Source organism: Sphingorhabdus profundilacus, assembly GCF_009769755.1.
GTDB classification, from domain to species: domain Bacteria; phylum Pseudomonadota; class Alphaproteobacteria; order Sphingomonadales; family Sphingomonadaceae; genus Sphingorhabdus_B; species Sphingorhabdus_B profundilacus.
This window is the reverse complement of the sequence record NZ_SDWJ01000001.1, coordinates 882,341-900,204: the sequence shown is the minus strand read 5'-3', so window position 1 is coordinate 900,204 and position 17,864 is coordinate 882,341. Positions and strand designations below refer to the sequence as shown.

The 17,864-nt window shown below is 56.5% G+C and carries 13 protein-coding genes; 4 read left to right on the top strand and 9 right to left on the bottom strand.

The genetic code is table 11. The features are described from left to right. Positions 1-10 precede the first annotated feature (10 nt). Genes EUU23_RS04120 through EUU23_RS04110 form a run of 3 tightly spaced genes read right to left on the bottom strand, consistent with a single transcriptional unit; the run spans position 11 to position 4,502 of the window. Positions 11-1,303, bottom strand: coding sequence for an amidohydrolase family protein (locus EUU23_RS04120; protein ID WP_160352827.1), 1,293 nt, complete (start codon positions 1,301-1,303; stop codon positions 11-13). Further along, positions 1,300-2,697, bottom strand: coding sequence for an amidohydrolase (locus EUU23_RS04115; protein WP_425505101.1), 1,398 nt, complete (start codon positions 2,695-2,697; stop codon positions 1,300-1,302). The genes EUU23_RS04120 and EUU23_RS04115 overlap by 4 nt, the downstream gene beginning before the upstream one ends. After that, complete coding sequence (locus EUU23_RS04110; RefSeq protein ID WP_246156087.1) at positions 2,697-4,502, bottom strand: peptide MFS transporter; 1,806 nt, start codon at positions 4,500-4,502, stop codon at positions 2,697-2,699. Before EUU23_RS04110 ends, EUU23_RS04115 begins: the two co-directional genes overlap by 1 nt. Positions 4,503-4,630: 128 nt before the next feature. Between EUU23_RS04110 and EUU23_RS04105 the strand changes: the two genes are divergently transcribed. Beyond that, the gene (locus tag EUU23_RS04105) at positions 4,631-5,200 is read left to right on the top strand and encodes a nitroreductase family protein (RefSeq protein ID WP_160352824.1); all 570 of its coding nucleotides are present in this window, start codon (positions 4,631-4,633) and stop codon (positions 5,198-5,200) included. A 46-nt stretch (positions 5,201-5,246) separates the two neighbouring features. Next, positions 5,247-5,588 carry a GntR family transcriptional regulator gene (locus tag EUU23_RS04100; protein WP_160352823.1) on the top strand — a complete coding sequence of 114 codons (342 nt, stop codon included), beginning with the start codon at positions 5,247-5,249 and terminating at the stop codon, positions 5,586-5,588. On the opposite strand, the gene EUU23_RS04095 is transcribed toward EUU23_RS04100, so the two are convergent. The 4 genes from EUU23_RS04095 to EUU23_RS04080 are packed head-to-tail and all read right to left on the bottom strand — an operon-like array spanning position 5,571 to position 12,394. After that, a complete protein-coding gene (locus tag EUU23_RS04095; protein WP_160352822.1) occupies positions 5,571-7,493 on the bottom strand; it encodes a tetratricopeptide repeat protein in 1,923 nt (640 codons plus the stop codon). The genes EUU23_RS04100 and EUU23_RS04095 overlap by 18 nt on opposite strands. 55 nt (positions 7,494-7,548) lie before the next feature. Further along, on the bottom strand, positions 7,549-8,910 hold the full coding sequence (prsR, locus tag EUU23_RS04090) for a PEP-CTERM-box response regulator transcription factor (protein ID WP_160353525.1): 1,362 nt from the start codon (positions 8,908-8,910) through the stop codon (positions 7,549-7,551). 2 nt (positions 8,911-8,912) lie between these two features. After that, a complete protein-coding gene (gene prsK / locus EUU23_RS04085) occupies positions 8,913-11,006 on the bottom strand; it encodes an XrtA/PEP-CTERM system histidine kinase PrsK (protein ID WP_160352821.1) in 2,094 nt (697 codons plus the stop codon). Beyond that, positions 11,006-12,394 (bottom strand): TIGR03013 family XrtA/PEP-CTERM system glycosyltransferase, encoded by a 1,389-nt coding sequence (locus EUU23_RS04080; protein ID WP_160352820.1) that lies wholly within the window; start codon positions 12,392-12,394, stop codon positions 11,006-11,008. Before EUU23_RS04080 ends, prsK begins: the two co-directional genes overlap by 1 nt. A gap of 154 nt (positions 12,395-12,548) precedes the next feature. On the opposite strand from EUU23_RS04080, the gene EUU23_RS04075 reads away from it, so the two are divergent. Beyond that, positions 12,549-13,583 (top strand): mannose-1-phosphate guanylyltransferase, encoded by a 1,035-nt coding sequence (locus EUU23_RS04075; protein ID WP_425505097.1) that lies wholly within the window; start codon positions 12,549-12,551, stop codon positions 13,581-13,583. Between the two features lie 173 nt (positions 13,584-13,756). On the opposite strand, the gene EUU23_RS04070 is transcribed toward EUU23_RS04075, so the two are convergent. Next, positions 13,757-14,239 (bottom strand): class I SAM-dependent methyltransferase, encoded by a 483-nt coding sequence (locus EUU23_RS04070; RefSeq protein ID WP_160352818.1) that lies wholly within the window; start codon positions 14,237-14,239, stop codon positions 13,757-13,759. A 228-nt stretch (positions 14,240-14,467) separates the two neighbouring features. Here EUU23_RS04070 and EUU23_RS04065 point away from each other — a divergent pair, with 228 nt between their 5' ends. Then, entirely contained in the window at positions 14,468-15,742 is a 1,275-nt protein-coding gene (locus EUU23_RS04065) for a bifunctional AfsR/SARP family transcriptional regulator/alpha/beta hydrolase (RefSeq protein ID WP_160352817.1), read from the top strand. A gap of 594 nt (positions 15,743-16,336) precedes the next feature. Here EUU23_RS04065 and EUU23_RS04060 read toward each other — a convergent pair. Next, positions 16,337-17,755 carry a helix-turn-helix domain-containing protein gene (locus tag EUU23_RS04060; RefSeq protein ID WP_160352816.1) on the bottom strand — a complete coding sequence of 473 codons (1,419 nt, stop codon included), beginning with the start codon at positions 17,753-17,755 and terminating at the stop codon, positions 16,337-16,339. Between the last annotated feature and the right edge of the window lie 109 nt (positions 17,756-17,864).

The following is a 17,864-nucleotide window of genomic DNA, read 5'->3' as shown; positions in this document are numbered from 1 at the left end:
TGCAGATTATCTACCGGTCATAGGCTTTTGGCAAATCCCCTTCTGTCGGGCGGGCATAACGATCGCGCAATCGTTGCTGACGATTGCCCGACGGTTGTTCAACACCGTCGATGATAACGGTCGTTGCCGCGCTGGACAATTCAAGCGGGTCGCCATCCCACAGAACAACATCGGCTGCTTTTCCGGATTTCAGGCTGCCCAGCGTTTCGCCGACACCCATGATCTCGGCGGGAACCGAAGTGATGGCGGAAAAAGCTTCATCCCATGTCAAGCCGGTGGCACCCGGTACCTTTTCCAGACTAACAAGGTTTCCGGCATATTGGGTGGTATATCGCAATTGATGGGCATCACGGTCATTGATCATGCCGATGGCGACTTTAACGCCTGCATCTTTCATGCGCCCGACATTGCTTTGCGTCGCGCCCAGCATTTCGAATGTGACCGGCAAGTCGTTCAAGGCGGATGCTATGACCGGAATACCGGCCTGAACCAATTGCCGGGCCACGCGCCACCCTTCGGTTACCCCGACGAAAACCATTTTAATCGCCGGAAATTCGCGTTTCAATTCGATCAGGCGCAACATGTCATTGGCCCCTTCGACGTGGATTAACAAGCGTGTCTCACCGCGAAGAACCGACAATAATGCCTTGGCATCTTCCGCTTTTAGCAAGTCATCATCGAAGTTATCGCGTCCGGTGGCATATTCCTGCGCCTCGCGCAGCATCGCCCGGAAATGCAGATGCGTTCCAGCACGGCTACCTCCGGCATTGGCGGCACCGTCTTCGCCGAAAATGGCGAACTGGAATGCGCGGGCTTTCGTGACGCTGTCGCTGTCTGCACCCAGATCGGCTATGGCACCCTGCCCTGCAAAAATACTGCCCGATGGTTCGGGGGCGACGACCGCTCTGGTTACTCCGGCAGAACGGTTCACGGCGAATGGTGTCCGGAATGGATCGATGGCGGGCGCAATGTCAATCGCGGCTGAAAACCCACTTTTGCCGCCACTTTTATCATTGGTGCCATCAACCGCATCCACCTCCGCGAGGCCGAGCCGGGTGAAACCTGCGAATATGCCCGGTGTGACCCATTTGCCGCTGGCGTCGATTTTCCGCGCGTCCGCAGGAATAGCGACACCCGCACCGGCCGCCACGATGGTGCCTTCGCGAATGACGACGGTACCGCCATCAATAGGCGCGCTGCCGTCGCCAATCACCAGCTTGCCGCCGGTAATGGCAATCGTTTCGGCATAGGATGGCGATGTCAAAGCCGCCATTGCGGCCGCTGCGTAAAGGAAATGCCTCATTTCACATCTCCTTCACCGGGTTGGCCCAGTTCGAAATCGCTCACCGGGCGAAGCCTGGGATTGGCCGCATCATACATCATTGCCCCGTCGATCCACACTTTGTCCGGCCGCGAATACACGCTGAGCGGGTTGCCGTTCCACAAGACGACATCGGCCATTTTGCCGGGCTTCAAGCTGCCCGTCTTGTCGGCAATGCCCAGCGCTTTTGCCGGGTTATAGGTCAGCCAGGTGATGACATCGGCGTCGGATATCTTGAACCCCATGCGCCGCCCATCTGCCTGCGCCTTTGCCGCCTCTTGATTCAAACGCTGAATCTGGTTTTCATCGTCGGAATGGATAATGACGCAGGCGCCGCTATTATGCAGGATTGCCGCATTTTCGGGAATCGCGTCATAGGCCTCCATCTTGAAGCCCCACCAATCGGCCCAGACAGCCGAGCAGACGCCATTGTCACGCAACAGGTCTGCAATCTTGTAGCTTTCAACCGCATGGTGGAACGCGGTGACCTTATAGCCGAATTCCTTCGCCATATCGAGGACGATGGCCATTTCGTCGGCGCGGTAGCAATGGTTCTGGATCAGGATATCGCCATCGAGCACGCCTGCCAGCGTTTCCATGCCCAAATCGCGGGTGAATTCCTTGCCGCTATCGCGTTTTTTCTTATATTCCTGCGCTTTGATCCAAGTCTGGCGATTGACCGCCAGATTGCCCATGCGGGTGGAGGGCATTCGCCCCTTGCTGCCATAAACCCGCTTCGGATTTTCCCCGCAGGCCATCTTCAATCCATAAGGCGCACCGGGAAATTTCATTCCCTGCACGGTGCGGGAATAGACATTTTTCAGAACGACGGAACGGCCGCCCATCAGATTCGCTGAGCCGGGCAAAATCTGCAAAGATGTAATCCCGCCATTGGTCAGCGCGCGGCTGAAACCCGGGTCTTGGGGCCAGACGCTATGTTCGGCCCAAACCTCGGGCGTCGTGGGCGATGTGGCTTCATTGCCATCATCATGCGCCTCCACCGATGGCGTCGGATAATCGCCAAGGTGCGAGTGGATATCGATGATCCCCGGTGTCACAAATTTACCGCGCCCGTCCACCACCAGCATATTGTCGGGAATTGCCATATCCGGCCCGCCAATGCCGCTGATCTTGCCGCCGGACATCAGCACCACGCCATTGTCGATCCTGCCGCCCTCACCATCATAGATGGTGACATTGCGGATCGCCGTGGCGGTGCCGGGATAGGCCTTGTATGTCGACGCAAAAGGCGCTTCGACCTTTGCCGCAGGCTTCTCCGCCGCCTTGCTTGTCGCGGTTGCAGGCCCATCCCCTTGCGCGGCGCACCCGGCCACCGCCGCGGCCAGAAAGAGCAGCGCCAATTTGTTCATATTCATCATTTCACACCATGCATCAAACGCTTGAGAGGATAGGCGATGAGCATCAGCAGCACACCGATGCCGACCGAAATCCAGCCGATGGTCGTGAACACGTCGACATAGGTGTTAAGGCTGACTTTCAGGTTCGTCACTTGCCCGCCCACCGTTTCGACGCTGGCAACTTGCGCGACGACACCGGCGACATATTGCGCGACCGATATCGACAGGAACCACACGCCCATCATCATGCCGACAATGCGCGCAATGGACAGCTTTGTGATCATCGACAGGCCGACCGGCGAAATGCACAGTTCGGCAATCGAATGGATCAGATACAGCCCTGCCAGCCACCACAGGCCAACCTTGAAATCATCCCCGGCAAATTGCGATCCCCAGACGAGGAAAAGAAAGCCGAAACCAACGCCCATCAGGCCGATGCCGAATTTGATCGGAATGCCCGGTTCGATCCCGCGCTTTGCCATTGCATTCCACAAAATGGAAAATACAGGGGCCAGGGCAACGATGAAAAACGCATTGAAAAATTGCGTTTGACCGGCGGAAATGCTGAACCAACCAAAGACCGACAGGTCGGTGTTCCGGTCGGCGAACAAGGTCAGCGATGAACCCGCCTGTTCAAACAAGGTCCAGAATACAACGTTGAAGATGATCAGCACCATGGCGGCGATCATCATCTGGAATTCGACCTTGGACCCTTTGAGATAGGACCAGAACAAAATCGCCGGCACGCCGATCAGGAAGGTGCCGAACAGCAATTTGCCCATGATGGGCAGCGTCGCGATATAACCCAATATGCCGCTTCCCGCTTCGGGCTTTACATAACCCATGAGGTTGGAAAACAGGAACCAGACAACAGGTACCGCAAGCAATGCGCCACCATAGATCAGCCAGTCGCGGCTCGACGTTGCATCTGCAGGACGTTCGCCATAGCCGTCCAGACGACCGCCATCGAACTGGATCAGCGCCCATGATGCGAGCATGCCAATCGCGGCAAGGCCAAACCCGGCCCACCATCCATAGGCGTCCGCCAAAAACGGACATGCAAGTTGCGATAGCAGAGAGCCTAAGTTGATACCCATATAGAATATGGTGAAACCGGCATCGCGGCGCTGGTCGCCCTGGTCATAGAGCGAGCCGACCATGGTCGAGATATTGGGTTTGAAGAAACCATTGCCAATCGTAACCATCGACAGGCCGATCAGCAGCAACATTGTGTAGAAAGACGAACGCTCGCCCGATGCCTTGAAATTCCCTGCGTCAACCTTGCGAACCTCGGTGCCATCGGCCCCCAGCAGCGACACGGTCTTGTCGTCATTGCCCTTGATTTGCAGTTTCTGGCCATCGTCAGTGACAAATTGCCGTTGGGCTTCGCCCTTGCCTTCAACGGTCACTTCATATCGCTGACCATCGATTGTGGCATAGGGCTTGGCCGCTTCACCGCCGAAACAGAGCGTGAAATAGCCAAGCGCCATCAAAATGGCGCCAAATTTCACCGAACGTTTCGAGCCAAGATACCGATCCGCGATCAACCCGCCGATCAGCGGCGTGAGGTACACCAAAGCGGTAAAGCCGCCATAGATCGACGCCGTCGTCGTATCATCAAAAAGGAAATGCTGCGCCAGATACAGCGTGAGCAACGCCCGCATGCCATAATAGCCAAAGCGTTCCCACATCTCGGTTGTGAACAATCGCGCAAGTTGCTTGGGGTGACCAAACCATCCGTCTTTGCCTTGCGTGCTGGCCTGTGTGTAATTGCCTGGAATTGCACCAGGTTCGGCCGCTGAATCGTCCATAACTGTGGTCATGCTGGAAAGAACCCCTCGAATTTTGCTAAACCCCTCTCCGGGGGCAGATCATTAAACCCTAACGGAAAAATTGCGTGTGTGAAGAATTTTGTTGCGCGGCCCTGCAGATTCCGATGAATGGCGGATACATGTTTAACGATCTATCCTCTGTACAAGCCTATCTCGCCACGCGCCGTTCGGGCAAGCCACGCGACATGGTCGCGCCCGGCCCGGACGCATCGACGCTGGCTGAAATCGTGGCATTGGCAACGCGCACGCCCGATCATGGCAAGTTATTCCCGTGGCGTCTGACCCATATTGCCGACCGCAAGGCATTTGCCACACTGCTGGAAAACGCCTTTCTGGCCGCAAATCCGGACGCACGCACGGCCCAGATCGAAGCCGCCATCGCGCCTGCCTTCATGGCACCGACGCTGATCGCCCTGATTTATGCCCCGCAACCCAGCGCGAAAATTCCGCTGTGGGAACAGCAGATGAGCGTCGGCGCGGTCGGCATGAACCTGCTGCACGCCGCGCACGCCCATGGATTTGTCGGCAGCTGGATTACCGGATGGGCCTGTTATGATCCGATGGTCAGCCTTGCCTTTTGCCCGGGCGACGAACAACTTGCCGGTTTCTTCTACATCGGTTCCGCCGGGCAGCAGCTGGAGGAACGGCCAAGGCCCGAACTTTCCCTTATTTTGCGGCAATGGCCCTGAAGTGAAACCTTGACGCGCTCTACTGTATTATGGCAGTAAGGTTGCGATGAAAAGTGATGCCAAACCTGTCTATATGAAATTGCGCGACGTGATTGCGGCCGCAATTTTGGACGGCGAATATAAAGAAGGCGACATGTTGCCTTCGGTCCGCGCTTTTGCGGCAGATCAAGGGGCCAATCCCCTGACGGTGGCAAAGGCGTATCAATTGTTTCAAGATAGCGGACTGGTCGATGTCAAACGCGGCGTCGGGCTTTTCGTGGCCAGTGGTGCGGTTGCCAAATTGCGCCATTTCGAACGCGATCATTTCGTCAAAAATGTCTGGCCCGATGTCATGGCACAAATGCAGCGCGCCGGTGTCAGCCCTGCGGAATTACTGGCGCTTTGCTGACATTCGATAGGCGGCCTGCGCGCGCCTAAATGCCGCGGCTACCTGTGTGTTTTCAGGCATCAAAATAACCGCCTTTTGCAGCAATTCCTTCGCAGCCTTGGGCCGTCGGCCCTGTTGCAACAAAGCCTGCCCATAAATATGGGTGACCATCGCATTGGCAGGCGCAATATGATACGCAATCTCGGCAAAATGTACCGCTTTGGCATGATGCCGCGCACCAGAATAGGCACGCGCCAGATTGGCCAAAAGAATCGCATCATTATTGCCCAGACGCCCCCTTACCCGTTCAAGCAGGATAATCGCCTGATCCCAATTACGGGCATCAAGATTGCGATAGCCTGCCAGACGGAGCGCCGATAAATTGGTCGGGTTGTAAGCCAGAAAGGCCGCAAGCGTCTCGCGCGCCTCATCTTCGCGCCCGGTCATGGACAGGGCATCGACCAGACGCAGCATCACAGGTTCGGTAAAGCTGATCTGCCTTGCCTTTTGAAACGCAACAATCGCCGCAGGCAGGTTCGCCCGTGCCATTTCCAGATCACCCACGATGATATGGGCGTCGGCAACACCGCCATTGCCGGCTTGCAGCCGCAATGCTTCGTTCAATGCGGTTTCGATATCGCCCTGCGCCGCCAAAAGCCGGATATAAGGCAATATAGTTTGGGCATTATCAGGGTCTTGCCGCGCTGCCCGGGCGGCGCTGTCCAATGTTTCAGGTTCGGGCAAAGGCAAAGAAGTACGGATCGCGGCAATAGCGGCATCGTCGATCGGATTGGTCGCCCGTTCTGGCTGATTGCTGGCGACAAAGGCCAAGGCAGTCAGTTTCAGGCTATATGTATCGGCATCCGGTCGGGATGCAATTTCGCGGATGATATCAAGCGAACCCAAAGGATCCCCTGCGCGGTACATCGCCAATGCGAGTAATGTCCGGACCTGCCGGTTGCGCGGTTGTCGGCCAAGCAATATCTGCAACTGGTCAACGGCACGATTAAAATTGCCCAATTCCAATTCGCAAATCGCCCCAAGCAAGATGGCGGCGGGCATGTCGCCTAGCGTGGAGCCTGTTTTTGCTAATATGCGGCTGGCCAAGGCATAGTTACCGGCACGGGCCGCCAGCACCGCCTGTGCATAATATGCCTTTGCATTATTCGGGTCGAGCGCAAGAAGGGCGCGTGTTTGCGCCAACATATCGCGATAACGCCCTGCATCGCCAAGCGTCAGGGCATATTCTTCAAGCAACGGGATGTCGTTGGGGTTGATCTGAAGCCCGCGTTCAAACCAGGGCAGTGCGGCGACCACGCCAAATTGGGTTCGCATCAAACGTCCACGAAATTCGAGCGCACGCACATTGCGCGGGTCGCGTTTGAACGCATATTCAACCGCGTCAATCGCGCCTCTCTGATCGCCTTGTACAAAACGCAACCGCGCCACATCTGTCCATATCTGGCTATCGTTAGGGGACAGCCGGATCGCCTCGTCAAAACTGCCCTGTGCGGCTGCCAGATCGCCACGATCCATCTGCACGCGTCCCAATATACGTAACGCATAAGGCCGATTGGCCTGCGGAATGGAGGGTGATTTCAATAGGCGCTCGGCGGCATCCCATTCCCCCTGCAACCAATAGGCATGTCCCAGCAAATGCGCCGTCTGGTCCTTGTTAACCCCTGCCAATTGCGCCCGTTCCAGCGCGTCCTGCGCCGCCGGCGCATCAAAAAGATCAAGGCAGACACGCGCCTGTGCCAGCAAGGCCTGCCCGAATTTCGGGTCTTCTTTCACCGCGTTCATCAACGCCACACGGGCGGCGCGCAGATCGCCCGTTTTTATATATTGCTGCGCCTCTTGATAAGATGATGCGGCGGTTTTACCCCCCATATCCGTGACCAGAAACGCGCCACCTGCAATCAGCATACATATAGCCGTCAGGAAGAATAAGGACGTTCGGCGCGACATGGATGACGATCAGTCAGACCTGAAGATCATATTGCTTTAGCAGATCATATAAGGTCGGACGGCTAATGCCCAATAATTTGGCCGCGCCGGATATATTGCCTTCGGTCCGCGCGATTGCACGCTTGATGGCCTTGCGGTCTGCGGCCTCTCGTGCGGCTTTCAGGTTGAGCAATAGTTCATCATCATCCTCATCGCCGAAATCCAGATCGTCCGCCGTTACAAATTTGCCATCGGCCATGATGACCGCCCTTTTGACGCGGTTTTCCAATTCCCGCACATTACCCGGCCATTTCCATTGATCGATAGCGGTCAAGGCACTGCTCGACATGCCTTTAATCGACGGATTCATTTCGCGGGCAAAGCGGCTGACAAAATATTTCGCCAGCAAAAGCGCATCACCGGTGCGTTCGATCAAGGACGGAATGGGCACCGTGACCTCTGCCAGACGGTAATAGAGATCGTCTCTGAAAGTCTGATCGGCGATCATCTTGTTCAAATTGCGATGGGTGGCGCATACCACGCGCACATCAACCGCAATGGGCTTGCGTCCGCCAATGCGCTCAATCGTGCGTTCTTGCAAAAAACGCAGAAGCTTGACCTGCAACGGTAAGGGAATGTCGCCAACTTCATCCAGAAACAGGGTCCCGCCATTGGCGATTTCTATCTTGCCCTCGGTTGTCTTTACGGCCCCTGTAAATGCACCTTTTTCATGGCCGAATAGTTCCGATTCTAAAAGATTTTCGGGAATGGCCCCGCAATTGATCGCGACAAATGGCTTGTCGGCGCGGTCACTGGCATTGTGCAGGCCGCGCGCCAGCAGTTCCTTGCCTGTCCCGCTCGCCCCCAGCAGCAATACCGACACATTTGTCGGCGCGACCCGTTCGATGGTCCGTGCAACCTTTACCATTTCGGGCGACGCCGAAATGATGCTTCCCAACAGCAATTCGCCCTCGGCATTGGGCTGTTGCAATTGTTCATTCTGCATTTCCAGTTGGCGGACATGGAATGCGCGTTTGACGATCAGGTGCAGCTCATCAATATCGACCGGCTTTTGGTAAAAATCCCATGCGCCTGCTGATATGGCCCGCAACGCGCTTTCGCGCGCGCCATGGCCCGATGCCACGATGATCTTGGTATCAGGCTTTAACTTCAGCATTTCGTCCAGAACGGCAAAGCCTTCTGTCACGCCATCAGGATCAGGCGGCAGGCCAAGATCCAGCGTCACCACATCGGGTTCTTCGGCCCGCAATAGCGCCATTGCTTCATCGCGATTGGCGGCGCAGAATACCTCGAAATCCTCATATGACCATTTCAGTTGCTTTTGCAGCCCCAGATCATCTTCGACGATGAGCAATTTTTGGCGTGTGTCCATGATCTTCATGCCGCTTCGTCCATATTAACAGGGGGTTTGATTTCAGTTGCCTTGGGCAATAACAGGGTGAAGATTGTTCCCTTCCCCGGCTTGCTGGTAACGCGAAGTTGACCGCCCATCGACATTGCCAATGCCTTTGCCTCATAGGCGCCAATGCCAAATCCGCCTTCCTTGGTGGATTCGAACGGTTTGAACAGCATTTTGGAAATGAACATTTCGGACATGCCCACACCCTGGTCGCTAATATGGATCGCGATATCCTTGTCCTGAATGGTGCAGCTAATCCGGATCGGTGCGCCATCTTCGCTGGCTTCAATCGCATTTTGCACCAGATGGCCGATAATCGTTTCCACTCGCGCAGGGTCGGCCGTTGCGAACATTCCAGGCTTTAATTCGGCATCGATCGGGTAGATCAGGCGCTTGTCATGCACCGCTTTCATCACCGCTTCACCGATATCGAAGATAATCGGCGCGGACTGCCGTGATTTGTTATGCTGCGACAGGCGGGCCAGCAGCTCGTTCATCTTGTCGACCGATGACCGCAACGTATCGATCATATCGACCCGAAATTCCGGCTTTTCGGCATGGCGTTCGGCGTTGCGGGCCAATATACTTAGCTGACTGACCAGATTTTTGATGTCATGCGCGACAAAGGCAAAGCGGCGGTTGAACTGTTCAAATTGCTGGCTTTCGGCAAGCGCCTGCTGGCTGGCAGCTTCGGCCAGATAGCTCGCCAATTGCCGCCCGACGACGCGCAGCATATCCAGATCCTCCCAATCCAGCGCGCGCGGCAGGCGGGGGCGGGCCAATATGACCAGCCCTGCAAGCTTGCCAAAATGCACAAGCGGAACGACGGCCCAGGCCTGGGTTTCATCATATAGCCATTGCGGAATCGCCCGCGGGTCGCTCCTGTCGTCGGTTCCTGCCCGGACCTGGTCCATCGATACAATATGGCCTGTGGTCTCAAAAAAGGGCATCGTCATTGATGTCACGCAATGTGCGGGTACATTGGCCGTGGCCCAGTTCCACCGCGCCTGAAGCGTCAACCGCCCTTCCTCATCCGGCACCAGAAGCAGGCCGCCGGGGCTGTCGAATATATCGGCCAGCGACTTTATCACCCGTTCATAAAAAGGCGCGGCCTCTTTGGACGGGAAACCGATGGTATCGGCAAAGCGCATCCATTCGGACCGGTAGTCATAACGGTGCTGGAAAAAATTCTTGGCGATGATGACGTTCAGCCAGCTTTTGAACCGGCCCGACGGCAGCACCAGCAACGCGGCCAGTGACATTCCAAAGATCAGCGTAATCTGCGCCAGACGGACATAGGTGCCGCCGACAATCTCCAGCGCGGTCGCAAGGATGACCATGCCCAGCATGTAAACCGCAATTGCGACAAGCGAGACGGACTGAAACGCGACGGAGCGTGACAGGCGGAACCCCCAATTGCTGTTGCGCCGAGCCGCCATCACAAACACCGGCGCCAGCAACGCCGTCACAAAGCCGCGGGTCTCGATCAATTCGTCCGAAGGCCCTGCGGTGATATATCCGATCGTGTACAGATTCAGGTCATAGGTCCACATTGCGGCCAGCGCGGCCATGGGCAGGCTGATGCCCCAGCGGGCCTCTGGCGCCGACACGGTGTAGAGATTATGCACCACGACAAGCGCGCCCACGGCAAAGATCATCCGCATTGTCATTGCCGACTGCATCACGATATTGGCGTTGAAACTGCCAAAGCCGAACATCGCGCCCACGGCATCGATCATCGGCTGCAACAGCAATATCACCAACAGGACCACGTAGATCATATTGATGGTGCGCGGCTGTTCCCTGCCCTCACCGCTTTTCAGCAAAAAGAACATGAAGCCCAGCCAAGCCAGATTGCGTGCGCTTTCGGCCCACAAGGCCGGCAGGCTTAGCGCCCCTGAAACAATAGCAGCCACGCCCCATAAAGACGTCACCGCCATCGAACAGATCAGCCAGATCTGCTGACGGTTGCGGGTTCCATATTTGTGGAAAAGCCAGATCGCCAGAGCCGCATAGGCAAAGGCAACAGCAGCATGTCCCCAAAAGCCGATAGTGGGCAAGACCCCGTCCATCACCGCGCACCCTCTGGCCATAAAATAACGCGGATGGTTTGCAGCAGGATCAACAAATCAAGGAACGGCGTGTAGTTTTTGGCATAATAAAGATCATATTCCAGCTTGTGCCGCGCATCTTCTTTCGATGCACCATAAGGATAATTGATCTGCGCCCACCCGGTTATGCCGGGCTTGACCATGTGCCGTTCGGCATAATATGAAAGCTGTTGCTCCAGATCGGCGACAAATTCGGGGCGCTCCGGGCGCGGCCCGACGAAACTCATTTGACCTTTCAGCACATTCCACGTCTGGGGAAGCTCATCGATCCTTACTTTGCGGATGAAGCGGCCAACCCGTGTAATCCGCGGGTCATCCTGTTCCGCCCAAAGTGCCTTTCCGCCAATCTCCGCATCCTCCTGCATCGACCGCAGTTTCACGACCGTATAGGGCTGGCCAAACAGGCCGACCCGTGTCTGACGGTAAAAGGCGGGGCCCTTGCTCTCAAATTTCACCAGAAGCGCGAACAGGAAAATGATCGGGGCGGTCAGGCACAATAAGGCGGAACTCGCCACGATATCGAACATACGTTTGGAAAGCCCCGACAACCGCCTGCCCGAAGAAAAACCGTCCGAGAAAATCAGCCAGCTCGGGTTGACGCTGTCCAGATCGACCCGGCCTGTCTCCCGCTCCAGAAAGGTCGAAATGTCGTTGACATGCACACCTGTCGTTTTAATCCGCAACAAATCGTCAAGCGGCAAGGCATTGCGCCTTTCCTCAAGCGCCAGAACGACCTCGCTCGTCCCCAGCTTCACGACATAATCCGACAAATTATAGATTGCACTGCGGTTGATCGCTTCGGGGATGACGCGCTTGTTTTCGTCCATGGCGATATAGCCGACGACGACAAATCCCGACCCGGCCTTTGCCTCCAGATCCTTGATCCGTTGCGCCCGTCGCCCGGCCCCCAGCACGAGCAACCGCCGCTTGAAACTCTCTCCGCCGATCAAGCTGCCCAATATCGCCCGGCTTGCAGCCAGATAGACGAAGGCCAAAATCATCGCATAAAGTGAGTTGGACCGCCAAAGCGTCATGCCCGGAAAGGCAAAGGCCATGACTGACTGGAAAATAACACCCAGCGAAACCGCGACCAACAGGCGCGCAATTGCAAAGCGCAGGGACTGCAGGGCATCAGGGCCATAGACGCCGACGGCCATGGCCGCGACATGGACCGATGCGGCAAAGGTGAATAACTGCCCGAAACGGTTGCCGATATAATCGACATGCATACCGATCTGGTTGGCCCTGATCACCCACGCCGTTTCTGCCGCCGCGATCAGCAGACAAAAATCGATTATCGCGAGAAACAACACCGCATAAGGTATATAATGCTTGAAAAGCCGGATCATGTCGGGATTTTTAACAACCAAAAGTAAAGTGTCGATTAACTTTACACATTTGTTACAACATTCTGGAAAATTTCTTTTTTTTGATGTTTGACGGGGCCCAATTCGGAAGTATTAAGCGGCTCATCTTTACCCGAGCAATGAAATGGAGCAACCGGTGACTATCACTCCTGTCATTCTATCCGGTGGCGGAGGCACGCGATTGTGGCCGATGTCCACACCGGTTTCACCCAAACAGTTTCTGGCGCTGACCGGTGTGCACACGATGTTCCAGCTCACCGCCATGCGCGTCAGGGACCGCACCCGGTTCACCGCGCCCATCGTGGTCGCCAATGTCGCCCACGCCCAAATTGTCGAAGAGCAGTTGGCGGCGGTAGGAATCAATGATGCCATCCTCTTGCTGGAACCGTGCGCGCGCAATACGGCACCTGCCATCGCATTGGCAGCATTAGCCTGCCCCGACGCAGAAACGGCCATGCTGGTCATGCCCAGCGACCATGTCATTGCAGATCTGGCGGCTTTCGATGCCGCAACCGATGCCCTTTTGCCGCTGGTCGAAAATGGCTGGCTGGCAACATACGGGATCAGCCCGACGGCCCCTGAAACAGGCTATGGCTATATCCAGCTGGACGCAGCCCAGGCGCCGGGGGTTCACGCCGTCAGGCGGTTCGTCGAAAAACCGGATATCGCCCGCGCCACGGAAATGATTGCCGGCGGCGACCATGTCTGGAACGGTGGTATTTTCCTGTTCCGGGCAGACAATTTTCTTGAAGCATTATCGGCCCATGCCCCCGATATGCTGGCGGCGGCAAAATCTTCTATGGCGCTGGCAACAATGCAAGGCCACCGGATTTATCCCCAGCTCGCGGCCTTTGAACAATGCCCGTCGGACAGCATCGACTATGCCGTAATGGAAAAAGCCGACCGCGTTGCCGTCGCCCCCGTCAGCATGGGGTGGTCCGACGTGGGCAGCTGGGATTCGCTGCACGAAATCAGGGACAAAGACGGAGACGATAATGCATTGTCGGGAGCAGTCCGCATTGACGCCAGCACCGGCAATCTGGTCCACGCCGACGGCATTCGGATATCCTTGCATGGAGTCAACGACCTGATTGTCGTGGCCAACGGCACCGAAGTAATGATCTTGCCAAGGGGGAAAAGCCAGAAAGTCCGGGATTTTGCCAAAGATTAAAGCGCCCGCTGACTCCCCTCCCGCCTGCGGGAGGGGCTGGGGGAGGGTGTGTCGGTGAGGTTGTAAGGCGTGCCTTACGGCCCGCCCCCTCCCCTAACCCCTCCCGCAGGCGGGAGGGGGATTGGTGCCTACATCGACTGGCGCAATGCCAGCCTCGATACCCCGGTCGCGCCTTAATTGGAGACGTTGACCTTTAATTCGGTGTGCGCATTCTGCCAATCAAAGCGCCGGATCATATAGCGGGTCGACGGCAGGATCAGATCGAACACAACATCACTGCCTAATGTCGACGCGTCGACGGCTTCGAAACGGATGTTTGTCAGACCCATTTCTTCGGCTTCCATCCGGGCGACAAGAATGTCCTCTGCACAGGCATCAAAACCGGTGAAGCGGCTATTGGGATAGAGTTTGGCTAATTGATTGATCGCCTGACCTGTGCCGCAGCTAATGTCAGCAACATCTATTCCACGTTCCAATTTGTCGACGAGCCCAGGTTGCAGTCGCATGATATGATCTTCCAAAGCCATAACTGCGGTACGACTGTTTTCGTCCGCAATATAATCATAAGAAAAAGTGCCTTCAAAGCGGGCGCGTTTGGCCATATCTTGCTCGTTTATGACGTTAGCCCGATTTGAATCGTAAAGCTTGTTGAACATGGGTCGCTCCTTTACAAGGCGAAAGCCTCGTACTATTCTATACAATTGAGACCGTTTGTTTCACCGTGTGAACCACCGTTGTAATTTTATAATTTAGCGTGTAAATTTTAAGCAAAGGAGAGTTATTTGCCGCTTGGGAAGCAAATTCATGCCAACCTCCTCGGCGAAATAGCGTTATCCCGCGGCGGTCAGCCACTTGAACTGCCTGCTTCACGCAAAACGCGTGCGTTGTTTATTTATCTTCTGCTGCACGAAAAGCCGGTGCGCCGCGAACGATTGTGCGAAATTTTCTTTGATATCCCAGATGATCCGCGTGCCGCCCTGCGCTGGTCCCTGTCCAAATTGCGCCTGATGCTCGGTCAGGATGCCCATCGTCTTGATGCCGACCGTGAACGTGTGTCGCTCGATGCGTCCGGTTTCATTCTGGACATTGACCATCTGGATGCAGAACAGGCCATGGAAATGCCTTTACCGGGGATCGATTTGCCCGGGCTGGAGGAATATTCCTTGTGGCTTGGCGCAGAACGGGCCGCCATCGACCGAAAACGCGCCCGTCGGTTGGATGAGGCCGCCCGCAACGGGCGGCATTCCGACGCCGAACGTAAAAGATTTGCCGCAGCCGCAGACGCCCTGAGCGATGACATCAAACCCGAAGTCAAGCCCGTCGCGCATCAGTCAATACGCTATTGCTTTGCCAAAGATGGCGCGCGTATCGCTTATGCTGTTACCGGTACCGGCCCGGTTTTGGTCAAAACCGCGAATTGGCTAAACCATCTGGAACTGGATTGGGGAAGCCCCTTATGGGGGCGCATGGTCGGTGGCCTGTCAGAAGATTTCAGACTTGTGCGCTATGATGAACGCGCCAACGGCCTTTCCGATTGGGACGTCAATGAACTGACATTCGAGGCGTTGGTCAGCGATCTGGAGGCTGTGGTCGATTCATTGGGTCTTCAGCGCTTTCCCCTTTTCGGCCTGTCCCAAGGTGCGGCGGTCAGCATCGAATATGCCGCACGGCATCCTGAACGGGTATCGCACCTGATCCTTTTGGGTGGCTATAGCAGCGGCTGGCGTCACTGGGCCGATAAGGATGATGCAGCCGAACGTGAAGCGGTGATGACCTTGGTGAAAAACGGCTGGGGCAAGGATACGCCGCTCTATCGCCAGATTTTTTCGGAATCCTTCACGCCGTCGGCCACGACGGAAGAATTGGAATGGTTTAACAATTTTCAGCGGCAGACAGTGTCCCCGTCAAATGCCGTTGCCTTTCTTGAAATATTCAGCCGCCTGGATGTGCGCCACCGCTTGCCTGAACTGGATGTCCCAACCCTTATCTTCCACGCCCGTGGTGACAAGCGGGTCGGCATGGAACATGCCATTGAACTTGCATCATCCATCAAGGGGGCTTCGCTGGTCACGCTGGATACCGACAACCATATCTTGCGCGCACAGGAACCCGCAATGGAGGTCGTGCTGGAACGGATCAGGGAATTTTTGGGAACTTAGGTGGATGAGCGCGCCCTACTCCCCTCCCGCTTGCGGGAGGGGGATTGGCGCGTTCATTGACTGGCCCAATTTCTACTCTCTCCGCGAACTCCGCGTGAACCAAAAACACAGCGCTAATTAGGTTCACGCGGAGTTCGCGGAGTGCGCGGAGCAGGCAGACTTCATCCTGAACCTCAGTTCCCTTCCCGTTGAATCCTACTTACCCGTCACCCTGAACTTGGTTCAGGGTCTATCTATCAGCCCGTTTCTGCCTTGTCGTGGCACGCCAAGTGGCGACGTGCGGTTGGGTTTGCTCTCTTGCACAGGATCTGCGGCGCGATGGACCCTGAAACAAGTTCAGGGTGACGGGACGGGGGATTCAGGGTGGCGGGGGTTGGGGATTGGGGTTCAGGGTGGAGCGAGCGAGATTTCGGCCCGCTCACTCCCCTCCCGCGTGCGGGAGGGGCTGGGGGAGGGTGTGTCGGTGAGGTCGCAAGGCGGACCTAACGGCCCGCACCCTCCCCTAACCCCTCCCGCAAGCGGGAGGGGGATTGATACCTTTTGCTCTCCCTTCTTCCTTTTTCCCTTTTTCCTTCTGACGAAAAAAATTCCCCGTCACTCCATATCAAAAGAAAATGGCGACAGACCTCTTTCGCGTTCGTTGAATACGAGCACCCTACCGGCAGGCGGCGCGCTGCGTTGGGGGCATTCGGGGCGGGTGCAGGCGGGGCAGCCAAGGCCGATCGGGGTTGCGGGCGCTAAATTAAGGTCAATTCCGCGCGCGGCCGCCAAAGGTGACGCAAGCTTTGCATCAAGGCCAAGGCATATTGCAAATTCCGCCTCAACCGATCCACTCACCGCGGTTTGCGGGTGAACCGTTCGCGACAAGGTGAACCACCGGTCGCCGTCTTCCAGTTCGACCAGATGCGGCAGCAGCGAACCTGGACGGGCAAAGACATTATGTACCTGCCACAAGGGGCACCGCCGTTCCGTCCCGACGAGCGGCGACGCGCTGGCACCGGCAAAACGCTTGCTGCTTTGGCCGGCGCGATCAATCCGCAGCATGAAAAAGGGCAAGCCACGTTGGCCGACCCGCTGCAACGTCGTCAGCCGGTGGGCGACCTGTTCAAAGCCTGCGCCAAAGCGGCGTTGCAACAGGACGATGTCATACCCCGTTGCCTCGCATGCGCGCAGGAAACGGGCATAGGGCATCATGACAGCGGCGGCGAAATAGCTGGTCAAATGGCGGCGGTACAGTCGCTCGCCTGCGCGTTCGGCAAAGCTGGCGCCTGCCACCAGCGCATCGATTTCGGCTTTTGCCTCGATCAACGCAAGCTGGAACGCGGCGGCAAAGGTGCGGCTGGCGGGGTCGAGCAGTTCGGAAAGCTGAAGCTGGCGGGCATGAAGATCAAGCTTTCGCAAATGGCCGGGCATCACGTCAAAGGGCAGGATACGGATGCTGAGTTGATGTTTGACCCGCAGCCGTTCGGTAATCGCGCCATAAAGATCAGCATTGGCAAGGCGCAATTCATCGGCCAGCTTTTCGGCGGCGACGTCAAGGTCGGCGAAATGGTTGCGCCACCGTTCGATCTCGGCCCTTGCCGAGGCGATGGCTTCGGGCTCTATGGTCGAACCACGTGCGGCACTGCTTTCGCCGCTGCTGCCATGCGAACCGCCCGATAGTCGATCAAAGGCACGGGCGAAGGCTTCGGCGGCGTCGGGGCTGGCGGCGATCCAGTCTTCGATTTGCACCCTTTCTATCGTCAGGTCGGCAAACATCGGGTCGGACAGACGGCGGCGAATGGCCTCAACCCCGCCGCCGGGGGTTGATCCGGTCAAGGTGCGCGGGTCAAAATCATAGCGCTCGGCAAGCTTCAGCAATAATGTCGCCGTCAACGGACGCTGGTTGCGCTCGATCAGGTTCAGATAAGACGGGGAAACATCGAGCGCTTCGGCCATTGCGGCCTGGGTCAGGCCATTGGCCCTGCGGATACGGCGGACGGCGTGGCCCGCAAAAAGCTTTTGCTCGGACATGGAGAGGCATTTGTCACATTATTTACAACATGACAACGTTAATCTTATTTTGTGCGACGCACACACAACAAATATTACAATCTCGACTCGCTTTTTCCGGCATTTTCTG

What these genes read in the sequence shown, in the direction of transcription:
- EUU23_RS04095 (WP_160352822.1), bottom strand. Translation starts at nt 7,493, where the DNA reads ATGCTGATTGCAGGTGGCGCGTTTCTGGTCACGGATATGGGGGGTAAA.
- EUU23_RS04080 (WP_160352820.1), bottom strand. Translation starts at nt 12,394, where the DNA reads ATGATCCGGCTTTTCAAGCATTATATACCTTATGCGGTGTTGTTTCTC.
- EUU23_RS04105 (WP_160352824.1), top strand. Translation starts at nt 4,631, where the DNA reads ATGTTTAACGATCTATCCTCTGTACAAGCCTATCTCGCCACGCGCCGT.
- EUU23_RS04100 (WP_160352823.1), top strand. Translation starts at nt 5,247, where the DNA reads ATGAAAAGTGATGCCAAACCTGTCTATATGAAATTGCGCGACGTGATT.
- EUU23_RS04110 (WP_246156087.1), bottom strand. Translation starts at nt 4,502, where the DNA reads ATGACCACAGTTATGGACGATTCAGCGGCCGAACCTGGTGCAATTCCA.
- EUU23_RS04060 (WP_160352816.1), bottom strand. Translation starts at nt 17,755, where the DNA reads ATGTCCGAGCAAAAGCTTTTTGCGGGCCACGCCGTCCGCCGTATCCGC.
- EUU23_RS04115 (WP_425505101.1), bottom strand. Translation starts at nt 2,697, where the DNA reads ATGAATATGAACAAATTGGCGCTGCTCTTTCTGGCCGCGGCGGTGGCC.
- EUU23_RS04070 (WP_160352818.1), bottom strand. Translation starts at nt 14,239, where the DNA reads ATGTTCAACAAGCTTTACGATTCAAATCGGGCTAACGTCATAAACGAG.
- prsK (WP_160352821.1), bottom strand. Translation starts at nt 11,006, where the DNA reads ATGGACGGGGTCTTGCCCACTATCGGCTTTTGGGGACATGCTGCTGTT.
- EUU23_RS04120 (WP_160352827.1), bottom strand. Translation starts at nt 1,303, where the DNA reads ATGAGGCATTTCCTTTACGCAGCGGCCGCAATGGCGGCTTTGACATCG.